At 70.8% G+C, this 21,099-nt stretch carries 20 protein-coding genes and 1 tRNA gene; 12 read left to right on the forward strand and 9 right to left on the reverse strand.

Annotated features, from left to right (window positions below):
* The first annotated feature begins 23 nt into the window (after nt 1–23).
* Complete coding sequence (locus tag JIAGA_RS33465; RefSeq protein ID WP_051426449.1) at nt 24–584, forward strand: class I SAM-dependent methyltransferase; 561 nt, start codon at nt 24–26, stop codon at nt 582–584.
* An 86-nt stretch (nt 585–670) separates the two neighbouring features.
* A complete protein-coding gene (locus JIAGA_RS0123910; protein ID WP_026877610.1) occupies nt 671–1,021 on the forward strand; it encodes a hypothetical protein in 351 nt (116 codons plus the stop codon).
* A gap of 27 nt (nt 1,022–1,048) precedes the next feature.
* On the opposite strand, the gene JIAGA_RS0123915 is transcribed toward JIAGA_RS0123910, so the two are convergent.
* Nucleotides 1,049–1,315: a twin-arginine translocase TatA/TatE family subunit gene (locus tag JIAGA_RS0123915; RefSeq protein ID WP_026877611.1), complete on the reverse strand. Its 267-nt coding sequence runs from the start codon at nt 1,313–1,315 to the stop codon at nt 1,049–1,051.
* Between the two features lie 109 nt (nt 1,316–1,424).
* Between JIAGA_RS0123915 and JIAGA_RS0123920 the strand changes: the two genes are divergently transcribed.
* The 5 genes from JIAGA_RS0123920 to JIAGA_RS0123940 all read left to right on the forward strand — a co-directional run bounded on the left by JIAGA_RS0123920 (nt 1,425) and on the right by JIAGA_RS0123940 (nt 6,236).
* Nucleotides 1,425–1,841, forward strand: coding sequence for a hypothetical protein (locus tag JIAGA_RS0123920; RefSeq protein WP_157553468.1), 417 nt, complete (start codon nt 1,425–1,427; stop codon nt 1,839–1,841).
* A gap of 90 nt (nt 1,842–1,931) precedes the next feature.
* Nucleotides 1,932–4,529 carry a protein translocase subunit SecD gene (secD, locus tag JIAGA_RS32005; protein WP_157553470.1) on the forward strand — a complete coding sequence of 866 codons (2,598 nt, stop codon included), beginning with the start codon at nt 1,932–1,934 and terminating at the stop codon, nt 4,527–4,529.
* A 49-nt stretch (nt 4,530–4,578) separates the two neighbouring features.
* Nucleotides 4,579–4,655: transfer RNA gene (locus JIAGA_RS0123930), tRNA-Thr, on the forward strand.
* Between the two features lie 98 nt (nt 4,656–4,753).
* On the forward strand, nt 4,754–5,542 hold the full coding sequence (locus JIAGA_RS0123935; protein ID WP_026877613.1) for a helix-turn-helix transcriptional regulator: 789 nt from the start codon (nt 4,754–4,756) through the stop codon (nt 5,540–5,542).
* 76 nt (nt 5,543–5,618) lie between these two features.
* The gene (locus JIAGA_RS0123940; protein ID WP_026877614.1) at nt 5,619–6,236 is read left to right on the forward strand and encodes a LysE family translocator; all 618 of its coding nucleotides are present in this window, start codon (nt 5,619–5,621) and stop codon (nt 6,234–6,236) included.
* Nucleotides 6,237–6,309: 73 nt separating this feature from the next.
* On the opposite strand, the gene JIAGA_RS0123945 is transcribed toward JIAGA_RS0123940, so the two are convergent.
* From JIAGA_RS0123945 to JIAGA_RS0123955, 3 genes are all read right to left on the reverse strand, one after another.
* Nucleotides 6,310–7,617, reverse strand: a complete 1,308-nt coding sequence (locus JIAGA_RS0123945; RefSeq protein ID WP_035812916.1) for an MFS transporter — start codon at nt 7,615–7,617, stop codon at nt 6,310–6,312.
* A 357-nt stretch (nt 7,618–7,974) separates the two neighbouring features.
* On the reverse strand, nt 7,975–9,174 hold the full coding sequence (locus JIAGA_RS0123950) for a right-handed parallel beta-helix repeat-containing protein (protein ID WP_051426450.1): 1,200 nt from the start codon (nt 9,172–9,174) through the stop codon (nt 7,975–7,977).
* Nucleotides 9,175–9,449: 275 nt separating this feature from the next.
* Entirely contained in the window at nt 9,450–9,890 is a 441-nt protein-coding gene (locus JIAGA_RS0123955; RefSeq protein WP_026877617.1) for a CBS domain-containing protein, read from the reverse strand.
* A gap of 321 nt (nt 9,891–10,211) precedes the next feature.
* Between JIAGA_RS0123955 and JIAGA_RS0123960 the strand changes: the two genes are divergently transcribed.
* A complete protein-coding gene (locus JIAGA_RS0123960) occupies nt 10,212–11,333 on the forward strand; it encodes an ABC transporter ATP-binding protein (protein ID WP_026877618.1) in 1,122 nt (373 codons plus the stop codon).
* Between the two features lie 117 nt (nt 11,334–11,450).
* Nucleotides 11,451–12,719, forward strand: a complete 1,269-nt coding sequence (locus tag JIAGA_RS0123965; protein WP_026877619.1) for a DUF4032 domain-containing protein — start codon at nt 11,451–11,453, stop codon at nt 12,717–12,719.
* 9 nt (nt 12,720–12,728) lie between these two features.
* Here the strand turns inward: JIAGA_RS0123965 and JIAGA_RS32010 are convergent, their stop codons facing one another.
* On the reverse strand, nt 12,729–13,115 hold the full coding sequence (locus tag JIAGA_RS32010; RefSeq protein WP_051426451.1) for a YciI family protein: 387 nt from the start codon (nt 13,113–13,115) through the stop codon (nt 12,729–12,731).
* Between the two features lie 123 nt (nt 13,116–13,238).
* On the opposite strand from JIAGA_RS32010, the gene JIAGA_RS32015 reads away from it, so the two are divergent.
* A complete protein-coding gene (locus JIAGA_RS32015; RefSeq protein WP_245597233.1) occupies nt 13,239–14,858 on the forward strand; it encodes an MFS transporter in 1,620 nt (539 codons plus the stop codon).
* A 44-nt stretch (nt 14,859–14,902) separates the two neighbouring features.
* On the forward strand, nt 14,903–15,661 hold the full coding sequence (locus JIAGA_RS34810) for a hypothetical protein (protein WP_026877620.1): 759 nt from the start codon (nt 14,903–14,905) through the stop codon (nt 15,659–15,661).
* Here JIAGA_RS34810 and JIAGA_RS0123985 read toward each other — a convergent pair.
* The 4 genes from JIAGA_RS0123985 to cysS form a co-directional block, all read right to left on the reverse strand.
* On the reverse strand, nt 15,640–16,464 hold the full coding sequence (locus JIAGA_RS0123985; protein ID WP_026877621.1) for a TrmH family RNA methyltransferase: 825 nt from the start codon (nt 16,462–16,464) through the stop codon (nt 15,640–15,642). The genes JIAGA_RS34810 and JIAGA_RS0123985 overlap by 22 nt on opposite strands.
* Nucleotides 16,461–17,609 carry an acyl-CoA dehydrogenase family protein gene (locus tag JIAGA_RS0123990; RefSeq protein WP_026877622.1) on the reverse strand — a complete coding sequence of 383 codons (1,149 nt, stop codon included), beginning with the start codon at nt 17,607–17,609 and terminating at the stop codon, nt 16,461–16,463. Before JIAGA_RS0123990 ends, JIAGA_RS0123985 begins: the two co-directional genes overlap by 4 nt.
* A gap of 131 nt (nt 17,610–17,740) precedes the next feature.
* The gene (gene rlmB, locus JIAGA_RS0123995) at nt 17,741–18,721 is read right to left on the reverse strand and encodes a 23S rRNA (guanosine(2251)-2'-O)-methyltransferase RlmB (RefSeq protein ID WP_026877623.1); all 981 of its coding nucleotides are present in this window, start codon (nt 18,719–18,721) and stop codon (nt 17,741–17,743) included.
* Nucleotides 18,721–20,175, reverse strand: a complete 1,455-nt coding sequence (gene cysS, locus JIAGA_RS32020) for a cysteine--tRNA ligase (protein WP_051426452.1) — start codon at nt 20,173–20,175, stop codon at nt 18,721–18,723. The genes rlmB and cysS overlap by 1 nt, the downstream gene beginning before the upstream one ends.
* Before the next feature lie 163 nt (nt 20,176–20,338).
* Here cysS and JIAGA_RS33470 point away from each other — a divergent pair, with 163 nt between their 5' ends.
* The gene (locus JIAGA_RS33470; RefSeq protein WP_169738931.1) at nt 20,339–21,094 is read left to right on the forward strand and encodes a phosphatase PAP2 family protein; all 756 of its coding nucleotides are present in this window, start codon (nt 20,339–20,341) and stop codon (nt 21,092–21,094) included.
* Nucleotides 21,095–21,099 lie beyond the last annotated feature (5 nt).

The following is a 21,099-nucleotide window of genomic DNA, read 5'->3' on the forward strand; positions in this document are numbered from 1 at the left end:
GCGGCGGCTGTAGGCTGCGGCGGATGAGCGGCTTCGGCGCGATCGCATCGCGCTTCTACGCCTTGTTCAACCGCAACCCGGCATCCAACCGCATCGTGGTGGACGTCGCGGAGCTGACTGCGCACGACCGGGTGCTGGAGGTCGGCTGCGGCCCTGGCGCGGCGGTCGAGCTGGCCGCCAGGACGGTCGGACCGGAGCAGATGGCCGCGGTGGATCCGTCCGAGACGTTCGTCGCCATGGTGTCCAAGCGGGTGCCCGGCGCGGACGTCCGGGCGGCCGGCGCGGAGGACGTCCCCTTCGACGACGGGACGTTCACCGTCGTCTACTCCATCATGTCCATGCACCACTGGAACGACCGCGACGCCGGGCTGGCCACGCTGACCAGGAAGCTCGCGCCCGGCGGCCGGCTGCTGCTGGCCGAGCGGCTGCTCGCCCGGCCCGGCCACGGCATCACTGCGGCACAGATCGCGGACGTCGAGGTGCAGCTGGCCCGGCTCGGCCAGACCGATGTGCACACCGTTCAGCGCCCCGACGGGCGCAAGACCATCGCCGTCGTCATCTCGACGCGACCTACCACCCGTTGATATGAAACGTCGTTGCACGTTGGGTGGACGGCGACGCTGAGCCCGCGCGCAGAGCTGCGCCGTTCCACCGTGATCAGGGAACCTCCATGACCGCCTGGCCGGTCCTTCGCCGCTACGACGCCGACCACTCGCTGCGCATCGCCCTCCCACTCGGCGGCATCGGCACGGCGACCGTCTCCCTCGGCGGCCGCGGTGACCTGCGCGACTGGGAAGTCATGAACCGCCCGGCCAAGGGCTGCACCCCACGCCTGGGGCACTGTCACCCAGGAACGGGCCGGCGATGGTGTCGAGGTCGTCGTGGAGGTCCGTGGTGGGCGACTGCGGCTGCGCTCGCTCGCGCTGACCGGGGTCGGCGTGGCGAACTCGCGGACCGCACCCTGACCGGCGGCGACGCCGTCCAGGTCACGGTGGCCCACGAGGCCGTCCTCAGCCGGTGAGCCGCGGACTCCCCGTGGTGACCGGGACTACTGAGCCGGCCGTGGCTGCGGCTCCGCCGGGGCAGCCGGCTGGGCCGGCGGCGCCGAATCGGCCGGCTGGGCCGGCTGGGCGTCGGCCGCGGTGGGTGCCGGTGGAGTTGCGGCCTCGGTGGCCTTCGGCTGCTGCATCTCGGTCTTGAAGATCCGCAGCGACTGGCCGATGCCGCGGGCCATGTCCGGCATCCGCTTGGCACCGAAGAGCAGGAACACGACGATGAGCCCGATGATCAGCTCAGGTGTACCGATGTTGGGCATGTGGCCACTTCTTCCTGACAGGTACCGGTCCACCCCATCGTACGCCGCCGTTCGCACGGGTAAGGTGGGCGCCGATTCGCGGGACACCTGTCGGAGGGAGGTCGGAGCCGTGACCGGTCGGCGGTCCGGGCGACGCCTGCTCCCCGGGACGAGGCCACTGCTGGCCGTCTTGTACTCCGGCGTCCTGATGGTGTTGTCGGGTGCGCTGATGCTGCTCGCGGCCGCATTGCCGACCTCGGCAAACCCCGCCGCACAGCCGCGTGGGCACGCTGTCGAGGCCCGCCACGCCACGCCACCGGCGGAACCGTCCGCTGTCGGCGCCGAGGAGCGCGGCGACGCCGTCGCCCCACCCGCCGCACCGACCGGAAAGCTGGGCTATGCGCCGCCCGGGTCGTCCGGCACCGAGGTCAACCCGCTCGACCTGTTCACCCTGGACACCGGGGCGGGCCGCGGCGACGCCGCCACCGTCGAGTCCGCCTGGGCAGCCACGGACCCCGACCGCGGGCCGCCGGCGCACCGGCAGTAGACGCTCTCCCTGCCATCGCTGTCGTCCCTCGCCTGGTCGCGCGCCTGTTCGGCCGCCGGGCATGTCTCCTGGAGACCCACTGTGGATCGCATGTCCGCTCTCTACCTGGTCCTCGCGGCCACGGCCCTCGTCCTCGCGACGTACAACCTGTTCCGCTTTCGGGCCAGGCGTCGCGGCCAGGAGAGCCCAGGCGGCAGTCGCGTCGTCCGCGTCGTCGCCTCTGTCCTCGTGCTCGCCGGGGCCGGGTTCGTCACCCTGACCAGTAGCCCCAACCTCGGGCTCGACCTGGAAGGCGGCGCCCAGATCGTCCTGGAGACACAGGACACGGACACCGTCGATGCGAACTCGGAGTCCACCGACCGGGCGCTGGAGGTGCTGCGGCGCCGGGTCGACGCCCTCGGCGTCTCCGAACCGTCACTGAGCCGATCCGGCGACCGGCGCATCATCGTCGAACTGCCGGGCGTCTCCGACCCCCGCGAGGCCTCCGAGGCGCTCGGCCAGACCGCCCAGCTGAACATCCACGCCGTCCTGGGCTACGACACCTCCGGCCTCACTCCGCCGACGGACGCCCCGGCCGAGACGCCGGCACCGGACGCTCCGGCCGAGACGCCGGCACCGGAGGCCACGCCCGGCGCGGCGGAGACGGAAGGCGCCGCCGGCGGTGCGATCGAACCGGCGACACCCCAGGGCGACACCGGCACCGACGTCGAGGCCGCTGGTGCGACGCCGCCACCTGCCGAGACACCCGCCCCCACCGAGACCCCGGCGCCCGAGACGCCCGGGGCCGAGGGTCAGATCGTGCTGCCCGACGAGTCGGGGCAGCCGCTGGTCCTGGCCCAGTCGGCGATGACCGGTGAAGAGATCGACGGCGCGGACGCTCTCTTCGACCCGCAGCGCGGCTGGCTCGTCACCATCGACTTCAGCGGCAGCGGCGGCAGCACCTGGGCGCAGCTGACCAGCGACGCCGCCTGCCAGCCCGAGGGCGACCCGCGGCGGCGGATCGCCATCGTGCTGGACAACGAGGTCATCTCCTCGCCCAACGTCACCAGCGGGGTGCCCTGCGGCGTCGGTATCCGCGGCGGCCAGACCGAGATCACCGGCGACTTCGACGAGGAGGAGGCGAAGGACCTCGCCGCCCTGATCGAGGGCGGCGCGCTCCCCGTCCCCGTCGAGGTCATCGAGCAGCGCGTCATCGGCCCGACCCTGGGCGACGAGGCCATCGAGGCAAGCGCCTGGGCCGCCATCATCGGCATGGCCCTGACGGCCGTCTTCATCGCCGTCACCTACCGGCTGATCGGCGTCATGGCCATCATGGCGTTGATCGGCTACGCCCTGATGTCCTACGCCGCGCTCAGCGCGCTCGGTGCCACCCTGACGCTGCCCGGCCTGGCCGGCTTCGTACTGGCCATCGGCATGGCCGTCGACGCCAACGTGCTGATCTTCGAACGAGCACGTGAGGACTTCGTCGACGGCAGGACGAAGAGCCTGCGCGGCGCGGTCCGCAGTGGTTTCAAGAACGCGCTCTCGGCCATCGCCGACTCCAACATCACCACTCTGCTCGCCGCGGCGCTGCTGTTCTTCCTCGCGTCCGGGCCGGTGCGCGGATTCGGTGTCACGCTGACCATCGGTGTGCTCGCCTCGCTGCTGTCCGCGCTGGTCCTCAGCCGCGTGCTGTGCGAGTGGCTCGCCGACCGGACGTGGATGCGCAACCACCCGAACGCCAGCGGCCTGGCCAAACACGGCCGGGTGCGGCTGTGGCTGCGCCGCCGCAATCCGAACCTCATGGCCCGCCCGGCCCGGTGGCTTATCGTGTCGGCTCTCGCAGTCGTGATCGCCGGCAGCGGCATCTTCCTGCGCGGCCTCGAGTACGGCATCGAGTTCACCGGCGGCCGGCTGGTCGAGGTGTCCACGACCGAGCAGCTCGACGTCGACGACGCTCGCACGGTGGTCGCCGACGCCGGTTTCCCGACGGCGATCGTCCAGGAGTCCGGCGACGACGACATCACCGTCCGGGCCAGCGACATGAGCGACGACGAGGCCGCCGCCGTCATCGAGGCGCTCGGCGACGCCGGCGGCGGCTCCGAGCTGATCCGCGACGAGCTGGTCGGTCCGAGCCTCGGCGACGAGCTGCGCCGCAACGCGCTCATCGCGCTGGGCGTCGCGCTGATCGCCCAGCTGACGTATCTCGCCATCCGGTTCCGCTGGACCTTCAGTACCGGCGCGGTCGTCGCACTGTTCCAGAACGTCATCATCACCGTCGGCATCTTCGCCTGGATCGGCAAGCCGCTGGACGGCATGTTCCTGGCCGCGATCCTGACGATCATCGGCTACACGGTGAACGACTCCGTCGTCGTCTTCGACCGCATCCGCGAAACCTGGACCCGCAAGGAGGACGAGGACTTCGCCCAAGTCACCAACACGGCGATCCTCAACACCCTGCCGCGGTCGGTCAACACCGGTGTCAGCACGTTGTTCATTCTGCTCTCGCTGCTGTTCCTGGGCGGTGACTCGCTGTCGGACTTCGCGCTCGCGCTGGTGCTGGGCATCGTGATCGGCACCTACTCGTCGAACTTCACCGCCTCGCCGCTGGCGGTCGTGTTGGAACGCAAGAAGCCCGCGCCGCCGCCCGAACCGAAGAAGGCCGACAAGCGCGACCGGGAGGATCCGAACTACGGCGCCGTCGTCTGACGCCACTGGTTGGAGGGACGGTACCCGCTCGGGTACCGTTTCCTCTCCCGCCCGAATAGCTCAGCTGGTCAGAGCAACCGCCTTGTAAGCGGTAGGTCGTCGGTTCGAATCCGACTTCGGGCTCCACCTGCACAAGCAGTGATCTCGGGGTTGAGCCGAGTAGCCCAGGACCACACCATAGGCACCAGTGGCACGTGGTGTAGCGAGCCGGCGGAGGTGGTCGTGTGGCGGAGTTCTGGCGCAGTGCCGCGCTGCCTCATCTGGAGGCCCGGCGATCGTGCCAGGAGAACCTCTGCTACCGGCCGCATACCCACGACTCGTTCTCGATCGGCGTGATCGACGCGGGAACCTCGGTGCTCACTGGCCCGCTCGACGGCACGATCCGCCTGGAACCCGGTGACGTCGTCGTCATCCCGGTCGGTCAGGTTCATGCCTGCAATCCGGACGCGGGCCGTTGGCTGTACCAGATGGTCCACATGGATCAGAACTGGGCGGTCTCACTCGCACCGCGCCAGGAGGCGAGTCGCCAGTTCGACGGGATCAGAGTGCTGCGCCGCCCCGACCTGCACCAGCGGGTCAGCGTGCTGAACGACGCGATCTTCACCGACGAGGCCCGCGAACCGATCGAGGCGCAGTTCACCGCCCTGTTCGCCGAGATCGAAGCCGCGTCACCGGCGCATTTCGCAGCGAGTGATGCCGACCCGGAGCTGCTCGCCCGTCTCGCCCCGGTCATGCGTCGGCTTCGCCACGACGAGTCGAATCCAGCGCTGAGCGAACTGGCCGGCATGGTCGGCATGACGAAGTACCAGCTCGTCCGTGCGATGCGACGTGCCACCGGGCTCTCCCCGCTGGCCTGGCGGCAGAATGCCCGCATCGTCCAGGCTCGACGCATGCTCCGAGGGGGTCGGCCCATCGCCGAGACCGCTCACGCGCTGGGATTCACCGACCAGAGCCACTTCCACCGCGTCTTCCGCGCACACGTCGCCGCCTCACCTGGCACGTACCGGGGCTGACTGCAAGAACGTACAAGATCCCGGCGGGGCCGCGCTCGATGCTTGACGGGTTCATCGTCACGCATCGAGGGGAGACATGGAGCAGTTCGTCGCCGTCGCCATCGCGCACTTCCTGGCACTGCTGATCCCCGGCGTCGACTTCTTCCTCATCGCCCGCACCGCGATGACCAGCGGCTGGCGCAACGCCACCGGCGCGTGCCTCGGCATCGCCATCGCGAACGGGATCTTCATCGCTGCCGCGTTCTCCGGCGTCTCACTCGTCTCGCACCCGGCGCTGCTCGACGCGCTCCAGCTCGCCGGCGGTAGTTTCCTGATCTTCGTCGGTGTCGCGTTCCTCAGATCACGAGCGCGGATCGACCTCGATCAAGGCCCGGGCGCCCAGCGCACGACGTGGCTGAGGAACTTCGGACTCGGTATCGCCTCCGGGTTGCTGAACCCCAAGAACGCGCTGTTCTACGTCAGCCTCGCCACCGCAGTCAATGCCGCCGCACCGTTGACGCTCGTGCTCTACGGCACCTGGATGTTCTCCATCGTCCTGGTCTGGGACGTGTTCGTCGCTGTCGTCCTCGGCTCAAGATGCGCTCTCGCCCGCATGGACCGCATCCTCCCGTGGCTCACGGGGCTCTCGGGCGGCTTCCTCGTTCTCTTCGGCGGCGGCATGATCGTCGCCCTCGCCGTCCAACTCCTCACATAGCCGCGAAAGAAGCGGCCAGCCACACCGCACGATGTGGACGCCAGCGGCCAATGGCCGCCGGTGACGGCTACCGTCAGGATCGGCGGCGCCGGCGGCGGGCGGCGAGGACGTCACGGATGGGTGGGACGACGACGCCGTGCTCGGCCATCCGCCGCCGCACTCGCCGCCGCGACCGCAGGATGCCGACCAGCCCGACCGCCCAGACCACGTACTGCACACACATCGCGACCCGGAAGTCGTCGAGCGCGTATGCGCTGGACCCGCCGGTGCGGGCGTCGAGCACGAGGCCGATCGCGAGGATGGTCAGCAGCGAGGCCATGAAGCCGCCGACGTTGACGATGCCCGTGGCGGTGCCGAGCCGGTTGGGCGGGTTGAAGGTGCGGGCGAAGTCGAACCCGATCATCGAACCGGGCCCGCCGAGCGCCAACGACATGACGAGCAGCACGAGCAGCCAGGCCGGCGCCTGCCCCGGCCAGAGCAGGACCGCCGTCCAGGCGCCGGCATTCGCGCCGACGACTCCGAGCACCAGCCACGATCGCCGCAGCGGGTGCCGCTGCACCATGACGCCGATCAGCGGGCCGGCGATCACGCCGAAGACGACGGTGAGGGTCAGCATCGCCCCGGCGAACGACGTGGACATCCCCTCGGCCGAGACCAGGAACGGGAACCCCCACAGCAGCGCGAAGACGGCGCCGGAGAACTGCGTGGTGAAGTGCGCCCACAGGCCGAGCCGTGTGCCGGGGTGCCGCCACGCCGTCACCAGGTCCTGCCCGAGGTGCCGCGACGAGCCGTCCTGCAGGGGTCCGGCCTGCGGCGACGGCGAGTCGCGCAGGGCCACCAGTGCGATCACCCCGACCAGCACGCCGAGCGCGGCCGCCGACCCGAACGCCGGGCTCCACCCGAACGTGTGCAGCACCGCCACGAACGGCACCGCGGAGAGCACCTGGCCGGCCTGTCCGACCAGCCCGGTGAGCTGCGTCATCAGCGGCACCCGCCCGGGCGGGAACCAGGCGGCGACGATGCGCAGCACGCTTACGAAGGTCATGGCGTCGCCGGTGCCGACGAGCACCCGCCCAGCGGCGGCCATCGGCACCGATTCGGCCAGCGCCAGCGTCACCTGACCGGCTGCCATCAGCAGGGCGCCGGCCACGACCAGCTGTCGTCCGCCGATCCGGTCCAGCAGCAGGCCGATCGGGATCTGCAACCCGGCATAGACGAGCAGCTGCAGGACGACGAACGACGCCAGCACGCTGGCGGAGAGGTCGAACCGGTCGACGGCATCGAGCCCGGACACCCCGAACGAGGTGCGGTGCAGCACCGCCACGATGTATGCGGATACGCCGACGCCCCAGATGGTCCAGGCCCGGGTCTGTGTCGGCATCAGGTGTCCATTGTCCAACGGCGTGCGGAGGGCCCGGCACTCCGGGCTGGAGCGCCGGGCCCTCCGACGTCGGTCACGAGGGCATGTGACCACCCCGGCCGCGGGTTTGATTTCAGGCGGTCCCCACGACCGGCCATGGCGGTCCGAGGACCACCACATTCAGGAATGCGTTCGACCGGCGAAACGCATGCAATCCGCCCGGGCCGGAATCGGCCCGGAACAGATTCGCAGAAATGACCCTGCCGCGCATGTCGACCCGCCCCCGACAATCACCGCAATGACCGTTTTCGCGGCAAAGGTCAGGAAAGATCGACCGATCGGACGATGACCGGCCGGTCCGATGTCACAGCCTTGCCCTCACAATGACGAGCGGTCGGCCAGTAGGGATGCGTCCGGGACCGGGAGGTCGTCGACCGCGGGCCGTTCTGGCGTGTCCGGCAGCGGGTCCGGTACCGCCTCCAGGTCGCCGTCCAGGCCCGGCTGGTCACCCGGCATGGTCACCTCGAGGTACGGCACCCCCGGTGGCGCGGCCGGAGCCTCGAACTGCACCCCGGGCGCGGACGGCGTTCCGGCCGGGCAGACCGCGGCGGCCAACGCGTCCGGCGCGACCGAGGGCGAGCCGTTGTCGATCAGGCAGGTCCCCGACGACGGCGTCCGCTCGCTCGACGCGTCCAGCACGTCCGTACCGTTGCCCGCGAAGGCGTTGGACCGGAACTCGTTGTCCAGCGCCGGAACGTCCTCGGCCCCGGAGAGCAGGCTGCCGGCCGTGGTGTTGCCGCCGATCAGGTTGCGCTCGATGACGTTCCCTTGTCCGCCGGCGATCCCGATGCCGATGCCGAACCCGCCCTCGGCCTGCGCCGGCGAGTCCGCCTGGACGTTGTCGGTGACGACGTTGCCGACGACGAGGTTGTCGCGCTGCGGGACGAACGCCTCCTGATAGTCCGTGGTCAGCGTCAGGCCGATGCGGTTGCCGGAGAACCGGTTGCCCGTGATCAGGACTGCACCGCTGGCGTTGGCGTTCTCGAACCCGACGGCGTTGCGCTCCGCGACGTTGCCGGCGACGACGGCGTCGCAGTCCACGCACTGCCCGAGGTAGAACCCGGAGTCCGCACCGCCGGACGCGTAACTGTCGACGATCGAGCCGTGCTGGGCGTGGAACGCGTAGATGCCGTAGAGGCCGTTGTTGCTGGCGGTGACGTTGCGCACCTCGTAGCGCTGCAGCAGTTCGTCCTCAGGGTCCTCGCCGGAGTAGATGTCGCCCGCAACGTTGCCCTCCGCGTCGTGCACGCCGGAGATCAGCACCCCCGCCAGGGTGTTGCGCACCGTGGTCAGGTTCTGCACCCGCACGCCGTCGGCCACGCCGAGAATCCCGATGGCGCGCTCCCCCTCGCCGTCGACGACGACGGCGTTGCGGTCGGTGCCGCGGATGGTGACGTCGGGGGTGTCGACGACCACCGCCTCGGTGTAGGTGCCGGGCGAGATGAGCACCATGCCGCCGGCCGCGACCTGGTCGACCGCCGCACCGATGGTGGGCGCGTCGTCGGGTACTCGCACCACTGTTGCGCCACCGGCCGTGGACGATTCCGGCGAGTCCGAAGGGGAAGCCGGCGCATCATCGCCGGAGCACGCAGCCAAGGGAAAAAGAACGGCAATGACGACAAGACCGGACAATCGGCGCACCGACGTTTCCCCCACCACGCAGTTGACGCTTCACCAGATGGTTTCCCTTTTGACGGGTTTACCGCTAGCCACTCTACCCATCCGGTGAATTGACTCACGGCACTTCCCGGCATTCCGTGAAGGCGACCGCGAGCCGACGCACCCGGCGCCCGTCAGGTGGCCGCCGCACGGATGTAGGAGGAGAGGGAGTCGCGCTCGACCTCGAGCTCGGTGATGCGGATCTTCACGACGTCGCCGATGCTGACGATGCCGTCCAGCTGGCCGTCGTCGGACACCACCGGCATGTGCCGGAACCGCCCCTCGGTCATGGCCGCGGCGAGCTCGTCGACGTGGGCGCCTCGCACGCAGGTCTGGACCTCCGACGTCATGATGGCCGACACCGGCTCGGACAGAACGGCCGCCCCACGCGCCGCCAGGGCACGCACGATGTCGCGCTCGGAGACGATGCCGCCGATGGTGCTGCCGTCGGACGACACGACCACCGCGCCGATGCGGTTCTCCGCCAGCACGGCGAGCAGTCCGCGTACGTCGGTGTCGGGCGGCACGGTGACCACGGCCTTGCCCTTGCTCCGGATGATGTCAGAGATGCGCATCGGGGCCTCCTCGCCGGCAGGGAGTACACCTGGTGCCTTTGAACCGTACGGCCAAACGGCCGTTCAGGAAAGGGATCCGTACGCACGACGGACGGTTCGACCCGGTTGATCCCGGTCCACCGGCGGTGCGTCACACCCACGGCGGGTCACGGCAAGCGGATCGTGCGGCGTGAGCTGCGTCACCCCCAGGTGACGTGCCGTGGCTCACCATATAGTGTCTCGTAACACCCGCAACCCGGTGGAAACCTGCGGGCCAACTGAATACTCCGTCCACTTCACAACGGATCGTCCGGCACGTACCTGCCGGTGAAGGGAAACACGATGGCTACGGTCACGTACGACAAGGCAACCCGGATCTACCCGGGTACCGACAAGCCAGCGGTCGACAGTCTCGACCTGGCCATCGAGGACGGGGAGTTCCTGGTCCTCGTCGGGCCGTCCGGTTGCGGTAAGTCCACCAGCCTGCGCATGCTCGCCGGCCTCGAAGAGGTCGACGGCGGCGCCATCCGCATCGGCGACCGCGATGTCACGCACATGCCGCCCAAGGACCGCGACATCGCGATGGTGTTCCAGAACTACGCGCTGTACCCGCACATGACCGTCGCCGACAACATGGGCTTCGCCCTGAAGATCGCCGGCGTCTCCAAGGACGAGATTCGCCGCCGCGTCGCCGACGCCGCCAAGCTGCTCGACCTCAGCGAGTACCTCGACCGCAAGCCGAAGGCCCTCTCCGGTGGTCAGCGTCAGCGTGTCGCCATGGGCCGCGCCATCGTGCGTGAGCCGCAGGTGTTCCTCATGGACGAGCCGCTGTCCAACCTGGACGCCAAGCTGCGCGTGTCCACGCGTACCCAGATCGCGTCGCTGCAGCGCCGCCTCGGCATCACCACCGTCTACGTCACGCACGACCAGATCGAGGCCATGACCATGGGTGACCGGGTCGCGGTGCTCAAGGACGGCCTGCTGCAGCAGGTGGACAGCCCGCTGCGGCTGTACGACAAGCCGGCCAACGTGTTCGTCGCCGGCTTCATCGGCTCGCCGGCCATGAACATCGCCACCTTCGACGTCGCCGACGGCCGCGCGAAGCTCGGTGACGCCGACATCGCCATCCCGAACTCCATCAGCTCGCAGGTGGCGGCCGAGGGCTCGTCTACGGTGGTCATCGGCATCCGGCCGGAGTCCCTGATCCCGGGTTCGAGCGAGGACGTCGGCGGCATCCCGGTGCTGGTGGACGTCGTCGAAGAGCTCGGTTCCGAGGCCTACGTCTACGGCCGTCCCGCCGGCCCGGCCGCGGACGAGCAGAGCGACCGGCTGCGCAGCGATCAGGTCATCGCCCGGGTCGAGCCGCGCAACGCGCCGCAGAAGGGCGACAAGATCACCTTCACCGTCCAGCCCGGCACCGAGCACTTCTTCTCGATCAAGACCGGTGAGCGTCTCGAGGCCTGACCTCAGGCTCGCCAGCACGTCGACGATCAGCTCCCGGCCGTTCTCGGCCGGGAGCTGATCGTTTCTCTCCTCGATCACCAACGCCGGCCGCGGCCGCGGTGCGGGACAATTGTCGGCATGGAGCTCCGGATCCTCGCCGCGCCCCGCGAGCAGCAGGCCCTGCTCGACCTCCCGTGGGACATGCCGCTGGAGCAGTGGCCCGAGTGGTACCTGGTGGCCCTCCCCCGCGGCATCTCCCGGCACGTCGTGCGCTTCACCCGCCTCGGCGGCAGGGTCTACGCCCTGAAGGAGATCGTCAAGCCGTTCGCCGACCGCGAGTACCAGATGCTGCGCGACCTGACTCGCCTGGACGTCCCGGCGGTCAAGGCCGTCGGCGTGGTCAGCGGCCGCGAGGCGCCCGACGGCAGCTCGCTCGACTCCATCCTCGTCACCCGGCACCTGCAGTTCTCGCTGCCGTACCGGGCGCTGTTCGCCCGCATGATGCGCCGCGACACCGTCGACCGTCTCATCGACGCCCTGGTCGTGTTGATCGCCCGGCTGCACCTCACCGGCTTCTACTGGGGCGACTGCTCGCTGTCCAACACGCTGTTCCGCCGCGACGCCGGTGCGTTCGCCGCGTACCTCGTCGACGCCGAGACCGGCGAGCTGCACAACAGCCTCAGCGACGGGCAGCGCGCCCACGACCTCGACACCGCCCGCACCAACATCGCCGGCGAGATGATGGACCTGCTCGCCGCCGGGCAGCTGGACGAGACCATCGACCCCATCGGCGTCAGCGACCAGGTGGTCGAACGGTACGAGGCGCTGTGGACCGAGCTCACCGAGTGGGAGGCGTTCGACGTCAACGAACGCTGGCGCATCGCCCGCCGGGTCGAGCGGCTCAACGAGCTAGGCTTCGACGTCGACGAACTCGACATCGTCACCGACATCGGCGGACGGACCATCCGGGTGCAGCCGAAGGTGGTCGACCCCGGCCACCACTCGCGCCGGCTGCTGCGGCTCACCGGCATCGACGCGCAGGAGAACCAGGCGCGCCGGCTGCTCAACGACCTCGACACCTATGCCGCCGTCACCGACCAGCAGGGTGAGGACGAGGAGATCGTCGCCAACGCCTGGGTGCTCGACGGCTACGAGCCCGTACTGCGCACGATCCCCCGCGACCTGCGAGGCAAACTCGAAGGGCCGGAGATCTACCACGAGGTGCTCGAGCACCGCTGGTACCTGTCCGAGCAGCTGGGTCGCGACGTCGGCCTGGAGGAGGCCACCCGCGACTACGTCGACACGGTGCTGCGGCACAAGCCGGACGAGCTGGCCATCCTGGGCGGGACCGCCGCCGAGCCAGACGCCACCCAGCCGTTCCGCATTCCCTGGAACGACCTCCAGTAGCCGTTGCGGTCAGCCGAGCCGATGCGGAGTGTCGCCGCGTACGGCCTGGGTGACGTCCTCGTCCACCGGACGGATCTCGACCGCGCCGCCGACACCGCAGGGTATGCGCCCGGCGATCTCGGTTGCTTCCTCCAGCGACTCGCACTCCACCAGGTAGTACCCGGCCAGCAGCTCCTTTGCTTCGAGGAACGGCCCGTCGGTGACGGTAGCCGGTCCGCCCCGCTGCGGCATGCGCACCGTGGTGGCCGCCGACGGGTCTCGCAGTGCGGCCGAGCTGAGCACCGCGCCGTCCGCCTTCAGTTCCTGGAACAGGGTGACGTGCCCCTGCAGCCGGCCCTCGGGATCCGGGTCGGGTCCGGCGCCGGGGTTGTTGTAGATGAGCATCAGGTACTTCACGGATCACACCCTCTCACGACATCGCTGTGACGTAGGTCACATCCATTGATGTGTCGTTGATGTCGAGGACGCGACGGCGGCGGCGACGTCTCAGGCAACACAGCCATCGAGAGAGGTACTCCCGTGATCACTTCCCCGTCCGCGGCTCCCGAGGCCCGCGCCGGCAAGCGCGAGTGGATCGGGCTCGCCGTGCTGGCCCTGCCCACCCTGCTGCTCGCCCTCGACATGAGCGTGCTGTACCTCGCGCTGCCGCACCTGGCCGCGGATCTGCAGCCCACCAGCACCCAGCTGCTCTGGATCACCGACATTTACGGCTTCATGGTCGCCGGTTTCCTGATCACCATGGGAACGCTCGGTGACCGGATCGGCCGGCGGAAGCTGCTGATGACCGGCGCGGTGTTCTTCGCCGCCGCTTCGGTGCTAGCCGCGTACTCCACCAGCCCGGAGATGCTGATCGCCACCCGCACCCTGCTGGGCATCGCCGGCGCCACCCTCATGCCGTCGACCCTGGGCCTGATCAGCAACATGTTCGCCAACCCCAAGCAGCGCGGCGTCGCGATCGCGGTGTGGATGAGCTGCTTCATGGGCGGCACCGCCCTCGGCCCGGCCGTCGGCGGAATGCTGCTGGAGGCGTTCTGGTGGGGCTCGGTGTTCCTCCTGGGCGTGCCCGTCATGCTGCTCCTGCTGGCCACCGGCCCCGTGCTGCTGCCCGAGCACAAGAACCCGGATGCCGGCCGCCTGGACCTGGCCAGCGTCGCGCTTTCTCTGTGCACCATCCTGCCGGTCATTTACGGCCTGAAGGAACTGGCGAAGGACGGCCTGTCCACCACGTCGCTCGGCGCCATCGCGGTCGGCGTCGCCGTGGGCGCCGCGTTCGTCCGCCGTCAACTGCGGCTGTCCGACCCGCTGCTGGACCTGCGGCTGTTCACCAACCGGCGGTTCTCCTCGGCCCTGGGCATCTTCTCCGTCGGCGGATTCGCGATGGGCGGGATGTTCCTCTTCGTCAGCCAGTACCTGCAGCTGGTCGAGGGACTGTCCCCGCTGCACGCCGGACTCTGGCTGGTGCCGCCGGCCGTCGCGATGATCGGCGGGACGATGTTCGGCCCCGCTCTGAGCCAGCGGATCGGCGCGGGCTGGGTCATCGGCGGGGGGATGGCACTGGCCGGGCTCGGCCTGGCCGTGATGACCCAGGCCGGGGCCACCGGCGGGCTCGGACTGATCATTGCCGGCCTGATGGTCGCGATGGTGGGCCTGGGCCCGGGCGCCGCGCTCACCGCCGACATCGTCGTGGGCTCGGCCCCGCCGGAGAAGGCCGGCTCGGCCGCGTCGGTCTCCGAGACCAGCGGCGAGTTCGGCATCGCCCTGGGCATCGCCGTCCTGGGCAGCCTGGGCACCGCGATCTACCGCTCCGGCTTCACCGCACCGGCCGGCACACCGGCCGACGTCGCGGCCACCGCCGAGGACACGCTGGCCGGTGCCGTCGCCGCCGCGCCGTCACTGCCGGCCGAGATCGCGGTGCCGCTGCTGGACACGGCCCGGGACGCCTTCATGAACGGCCTGAACGTGGTGGCAGGTGTCGGCTCGGTGGCCATGCTCGCCTTCGCCGTAGCGGGCGTGGTGCTGTTCCGCCGCTTCCAGCCGCCGGCCACGCAGGAAGCTCCGGCCGGAGAAGGCGGTGAAGCGGCCCCCAGTACGGCCGACGAGCCCCCCGCGGACACGGACGCCCTGGTCCACGCGGTATAGCGCGCCTCGACACCGAACGGACACCTGGCTGCTACCGTCCGTTCATGGCACACCCTGCCGGCCGCCTCCGGTTCGTCCCCGCGCCAGCGGCGGACGATGCCCGGTTCGCGGTCGGCAGGGTTCTGCTCGTGGTTTTCGTCGTCATCATGACCCTGCATCTCGCCAGCGTCACGGTGCAGACCCAGCTCCGCCCCGACAACCGGGCGGTGACCGACGTCCTGTCGCTGGTGAATGCCGGCACCGAACGCTCACTGGCCAGCTGGTGGACCGCGGCGCTCCTGGCCCTGTCCGGTGTGGCGGCGACGACGGCGTCCTGGCTGGCCAGGCGGCTGGCGGGCCGCAACCGTGAGGCGCGAGCCTGGCTGCTCCTGGCCGCCGTCTTCGCACTCCTCTCCCTCGACGAGGCCGTCTCCCTGCACGAACGTGGCGCCCGCTGGTCCGTCGCGGTGTTCGACACCGATTCGCTGCTGGCCCGGCTGGGGTGGACGATCCCGGCCGCCGCGGCGTTGGCCGCCTCGCTGCTCGTCCTGGTTCCGGCGTTCCGGGCCGTCCCGGCCCGGCCCCGCCGGCTGATCGTCGCCGGCCTCGCCACCGCGATCGCGGGAGCGCTGGGCATGGAGGTGGTGCACGTCCTGCTCACCGAGTCGGGTGCCGGCTACCTGTGGCGGCATCTGGCGATGGTGACCGAGGAGGCGGCGGAGCTGGCCGGGGTCGGGATCGTCCTCCTCGGCGTGCTGACCGCCGTCCGGGTCGGCACCGCGGGGAGCCGGCTGACCCTGGCCTATACGGACGACGACCGCTGAGCGCGCTGGCGCGACGCCTCGTACAGCACCACCGTCCCGGCCGCGGCCGCATTCAGTGAGCTGGCCCTGCCACCCATCGGGATGCGCGCCACCACGTCGCAGGATCGGCGCCACGCCTCGCTCATTCCCGCGGTCTCATTGCCGACCACCACGACGGTAGGGCCGGTCAGCGGGGTGTCGGGCAGGTCGACGGTGCCGGACTCGTCGGTCCCGACGATCGTCAGCGGCACTCCGGCCCGGCGCCGCTCGGCCACCCAGCCGAGCAGCGGCGCATGAGAACTCAACCGGACGATGGGGACGGCGAAGACGGAGCCGGTGCTGGCCCGCACCGACGCCGGATCCCACGCGTCCGCCGCGTGCCCGGTCGTCACCAGGGCGTGCGCACCCAACGCGTCCACGGACCGGGCCAGCGAGCCGATGTTCCCCGGGCTCCCCGGCCGGTCGAAGACCACCACCAGGGCGTCGGGCCGGTCCGGCAGGCGCGCGAGGTCGTCGTCGGGGCGCTGCACCACCGCGACCAGTTCCGGCGCGCCGTCGGAGCGCTCGCCCAGCTCCGCCAGCAGGTCGGGCGCCACCTCGATCACGGGTGCGATCCCGGATGCCAGCAACGCGCGCGCCCACGCCGACGGCCGCGGCCGCCCGTCGAACAACAGCGACCGGAAGGCGACCCCGGCCTCTGCGGCCACGGTGATGGGACGCACGCCCTGGACGATCAGCTCACCGGCGGCGTTGCGCTTGGAGCGGTTCGTCAGCAGCGCCTGCCACTGCTGGAAGGTGGCGTTGCGGCGCTCGACCCGTCTCACGTCTCCGAGCCCAGGGTACGGGCGATGACCATGCGCTGGATCTGGTTGGTGCCTTCGAAGATCTGCATCACCTTGGCCTCGCGGAAGAATCGCTCGACCGGGAAGTCACGGGTGTAGCCGGCGCCACCCAGCACCTGGACGGCGTCGGTGGCGACCCGCATGGCGTTGTCGGTGGCCACCAGCTTCGCGACGCTGGCATGGTGGCGGAACGGCAAACTGGCGTCCCGGCGGCGAGCAGCCACGATGTACAGCGCCCGGGCACTCTCGACCGCGGCGGCCATGTCGGCCAGCAGGAAGCCGAGGCCCTGGTGCCGGATGATCGGCTGGCCGAACTGCTCGCGCTCGCCGGCATACGACGCGGCGGCCGACAGCGCGGCCTGCGCCAGCCCCGTGGCGACGGCCGCGACCCCCAGCCGCCCTGAGTTCAATGCCTCCAGGGCGAGTGGAAAGCCGTGCCCCTCGGCGCCGATGCGGCGTTCCTCCGGCACCAGGACGTCGTCGAGGTGCAGGAGTGTCGTGGGTGACCCGGTGAGACCCAGCTTGCGTTCCGGTGCGCCGAACGACAGCCCCGGCGCGTCGGCCGGGACGAGGAAGCACGAGATGCCAGCGGCGCCGTCGTCGGACGTGCGGGCGAACACGGTGTAGAAGTCGGCCACACCCCCGTGGGTGATCCAGGCCTTCGTACCGGTGAGCCGGTAGCCGTCGCCGTCGCGGACCGCCCTGGTGGTGAGCGCCGCGGCGTCGGAGCCGGCCTGCGGTTCCGACAGGCAGTAGGCGCCCAGCAGCTCGCCGCCGATCATGTCCGGCAGCCACCGTTTGCGCTGCTCCGCCGTGCCGTGGGTGGCCAGCGGCCAGCAGGAGAGGGTGTGCACGCTGACGCTCAGCGCCACCGTGGCCCACCGTTCGGCCAGCTCCTCCAGCACCTGCAGGTAGACCTCGTACGGCTGCGCCCCTCCGCCCAGCGCCTCCTCGTAAGGCAGCCCCAACAGGCCGATGCGACCCAGCATGCGGACGAGGTCGCGCGGGTACTCGCCGGCGTCCTCCGCGGCGTCGGCCCGTGGACGCAGCTCGCGCTCGGCGAGGTCTCGGACCAGCCCGATCAGATCGGCGGCCTCAGGGGTGGGCAGCATGCGCTCGACGGGCACGGTCGGGGTACCTCCACGGCTCGCGCCGGCCGAGGATCGCCCGGCGCGGCGTAGGTCGTCAGGACACGCCGATCACCTACGAGAGCTGCGGAACGGTGGCCCGCGTCACACCCCGACCGGCGTGCGACAGCCTACCGTGACGCGCCACCACCGCGGGCCCGGGTGATCTCGTAGAGCGCCACGCCGGCCGCGACACCCGCGTTGAGTGACTCGACGTCGCTGGCGATGGGGATCCGGGCCACGAGGTCGCACGTCTCGGTGACGATGCGCGACATGCCGGCGGCCTCGGACCCGACCACCAGGCACAGCGGCTGGTCGAGCACTTCGACGTCGCCGAGCTCGGTGTCGCCGGAGCCGTCCAGCCCGACCACGAACAACCCGGCGTCCTGATAGGCACGCAGGGTCCGGGCCAGGTTGGTGGCCCGGGCCACCGGCACCCGCGCGGCCGCGCCGGCGGAGGTCTTCCACGCACCCGCGGTCATGCCGGCGCTGCGCCGCTCCGGCACGACGACGCCGTGCGCCCCGAACGCGCCCGCGGAGCGGACGACGGCGCCGAGGTTGCGCGGGTCGGTGACGCCGTCGAGCGCGACGATCAGCGGCGGGCGGTCGGACTCGTGCGCGGCTTCCACGAGATCGACGGGATCGGCGTACTCGTACGGCGGCAGCGCCAGCGCGACACCCTGGTGCACCGCGCCAGCGGTGACCTTGTCGAGCTCGGACCGGGGAGCCTCCAGCAACGGCAGCCCGCGAGCGGCCGCGATCTTGAGGATCTCGCGGATGCGGTCGTCGCTGTCGACCCGTTCGGCCACGTAGAGCGCCTTGACCGGCACTTCCGCGCGCAGCGCCTCGACGACGGCGTTCCGACCGGCCACCGTCTCGGCCGCGCCGGGCCTGCCGGTACCGGCGCCGCCGCGCCGCGCCGCCGTCCCGGAGCTGTCAGCCGCCGCCTTCTTGGCCCGGCGCGCCGCCGGATGACCGGGGCGCTCCTCCGCGCGAGGCGTCGGCCCCTTGCCCTTGAGCCCCTTGCGCCGCTGCCCGCCGGAGCCGACCACCATGCCCTTCTTGGTGCCGGTCTTGCGCATGGCGCCGCGGCGCTGCGAGTTGCCCGCCATCAGCGTCCACTCTCCTGGTTCGTCGGGGCGTCGGCATCAGCCAGCTCCCAGCGGGTGCCGTCGGGGTTGTCCTCGACGACGATGCCGGCGGCCTTCAGCCGGTCGCGCAGCAGGTCGGCGGTGGCGAAGTCCCTGCCCTCGCGGGCCCGCTGGCGCTGGTCGAGCACCGTCTGCACCAGGGCATCGACGACGCCGCGCAGCCGGTCGCCGGAGCTGCCGACGGTGTCGAGGCCCAGCCACGGATCGGCCAGCGGGTCGAGGCCGAGCACCCCGAGCATCGCCCGCACCGAGGCCAGATTGGCGCGCAGTTCCACCCGCTCACCGGAAGCCAGCAGGGTGTTGCCCTCGCGCACGGTCTCGAAGAGCACCGCCAGCGCCTGCGGCACCGACACGTCGTCGTCCATGGCCGCCCGGAACGCGGCCGGCACGTCGGGCGCCGGCGCGACGTTGGTGGTGACCTCGGAGGCGCGCACCACATAGCCCTCGATGCGCCGGAACGCCGCTGCCGCCTCCTCCAGCGCGCTCTCGGAGAACTCGATGTGGCTGCGGTAGTGCGGCGCGACCAAGTAGTAGCGCAGCTCGATGGGCCGTACCCGCTGGACGACGTCGGCGACCAACATGGAGTTCCCCAGCGACTTGCTCATCTTCTCGCCCGACGTGGTGACCCAGGCGTTGTGCATCCAGAACCGGGCGAACGCCTGACCGGCCGCGCGGGACTGCGCCAACTCGTTCTCGTGGTGCGGGAAGCGCAGGTCGATGCCGCCACCGTGGATGTCGAACTCCGGCCCCAGGTACTTGGCGGCCATGGCCGAGCACTCCAGGTGCCAGCCCGGCCGGCCGCGGCCGAACGGCGTGGGCCAGGACGCGCTGCGCGGCTCGCCCGGCTTGTGCCCCTTCCACAGCGCGAAGTCGCGTGGGTCGCGCTTGCCCCGCGGGTCGGCGTCGGCCGCGGGCTCCATCTCGTCGATCTTCTGGCCGGACAGCTCGCCGTACGACGGCCACGACCGTACGTCGAAATACACGTCGCCGGAGGTGTCCGCCGCGGCATAGGCGTGGCCGCGCTCGATCAGCACCTCCATGAGCTCGATCATCTCCGGGATGTGGCCGGTGGCGCGCGGCTGGTAGGTGGCCGGCAGGCAGCCGAGGACCTCGTACGCCGCGTCGAGCGCCCGTTCGTTCTCGTACGCCCACGCCCACCACGGCTGGCCCGCCTCGGCCGACTTCGCCAGGATCTTGTCCTCGATGTCGGTCACGTTGGCCACGATGGTGACTTCGTAGCCGTTGTGTTCGAACCAGCGGCGCAGCACGTCGAAGACCACCTCTTTGCGGATGTGGCCGATGTGCGGCGGGCCCTGCACGGTCAGCCCACAGTGGTAGATCCCGACCTTGCCCGGAACGACCGGGACGAAGTCGCGGATCTCACTGCTGGCGCTGTCGTACAGACGAAGACTCACCGGACAAGGGTAGCCACTCGGCGGCGTCCTGCGTGGCCGAGGCCGTACACGCCCACGACCGATCGCAACCGCGTTCGGTTCCCGGGCGGTCGATAGGGGACAATGGCCAGTGACCATGGCCGCAGAACACACCTCCCCGACGCCTCCGACGGAGCAGGCCCTCGTGACCGAGCCCGATCGCCCCGCCCCTCGGCGGCAGTGGCCGTGGTGGGTGCCGTCGGTGCCGGTGGGGCTCGCCGTGGCCGCGCTGCTCGGCCTCATGACCTGGCAGGTTGTCGCCCGCGGCCCGTTCGTTGCCTGGGACTGGGACGTGCACGTCTACGTCGACGCCCGGCAGCCCGGCGGTGTGACGCGGTCGCTGCTCGACTCGCTGGCCAGCCTCGGCGGTCAGCGGCTCTACACCTTGCCCATCATCGCCAGCGTCGGGCTCTTCGTGGCGTACAAGAAGCGGCGGCTGCGCCCGCTCATCGCCATCGGCGCCGGCCTGGCCACGGTGTTCTTCGTCGGGTACTGGATCAAGTTCGGCCTGGGGCGCACTCCGCCGGCCAGCGGCCAGGACGTCCTGCACGGTGTCGGGCAGGCGTTTCCGTCCGGGCACACCGCCAACGCCACACTCACCTGGTTCCTGCTGGTCATCGTGCTCTTCGGGGCGCACGGCCTGAAGCCCGACCCGGTCCGGTTCCGCCGCTACTGCTGGCTGGCCGCGGCCGGGGTGTTCGTCACCGGCGGGCTCATGACGACACTCGACTACCACTGGCTCAGCGACATCCCCGGCGGCTGGGCGCTCGGCCTGCTGGCGCTGATGGTGTCCGTGACGGTGCTGCGCGCGCCGGTCGTCCTGCCGTTCCGGCCGCTGCTCGAGCGTGGCCGGGGCTGGCCGTCCAGCAGCGACCAGACCCGGACGGCCGGCTCCGGCTGACCGGC

This window comes from Jiangella gansuensis DSM 44835 (genome assembly GCF_000515395.1).
Lineage (GTDB): Bacteria > Actinomycetota > Actinomycetes > Jiangellales > Jiangellaceae > Jiangella > Jiangella gansuensis.

Excerpts from the sequence above, each read along its gene's own strand:
- JIAGA_RS33465 (WP_051426449.1), top strand. The coding sequence starts at position 24 with ATGAGCGGCTTCGGCGCGATCGCATCGCGCTTCTACGCCTTGTTCAAC.
- JIAGA_RS0123910 (WP_026877610.1), top strand. The coding sequence starts at position 671 with ATGACCGCCTGGCCGGTCCTTCGCCGCTACGACGCCGACCACTCGCTG.
- JIAGA_RS0123915 (WP_026877611.1), bottom strand. The coding sequence starts at position 1,315 with ATGCCCAACATCGGTACACCTGAGCTGATCATCGGGCTCATCGTCGTG.
- secD (WP_157553470.1), top strand. The coding sequence starts at position 1,932 with ATGTCCGCTCTCTACCTGGTCCTCGCGGCCACGGCCCTCGTCCTCGCG.
- JIAGA_RS0123940 (WP_026877614.1), top strand. The coding sequence starts at position 5,619 with ATGGAGCAGTTCGTCGCCGTCGCCATCGCGCACTTCCTGGCACTGCTG.
- JIAGA_RS0123945 (WP_035812916.1), bottom strand. The coding sequence starts at position 7,617 with ATGCCGACACAGACCCGGGCCTGGACCATCTGGGGCGTCGGCGTATCC.
- JIAGA_RS0123955 (WP_026877617.1), bottom strand. The coding sequence starts at position 9,890 with ATGCGCATCTCTGACATCATCCGGAGCAAGGGCAAGGCCGTGGTCACC.
- JIAGA_RS0123960 (WP_026877618.1), top strand. The coding sequence starts at position 10,212 with ATGGCTACGGTCACGTACGACAAGGCAACCCGGATCTACCCGGGTACC.
- JIAGA_RS0123965 (WP_026877619.1), top strand. The coding sequence starts at position 11,451 with ATGGAGCTCCGGATCCTCGCCGCGCCCCGCGAGCAGCAGGCCCTGCTC.
- JIAGA_RS34810 (WP_026877620.1), top strand. The coding sequence starts at position 14,903 with ATGGCACACCCTGCCGGCCGCCTCCGGTTCGTCCCCGCGCCAGCGGCG.
- rlmB (WP_026877623.1), bottom strand. The coding sequence starts at position 18,721 with ATGGCGGGCAACTCGCAGCGCCGCGGCGCCATGCGCAAGACCGGCACC.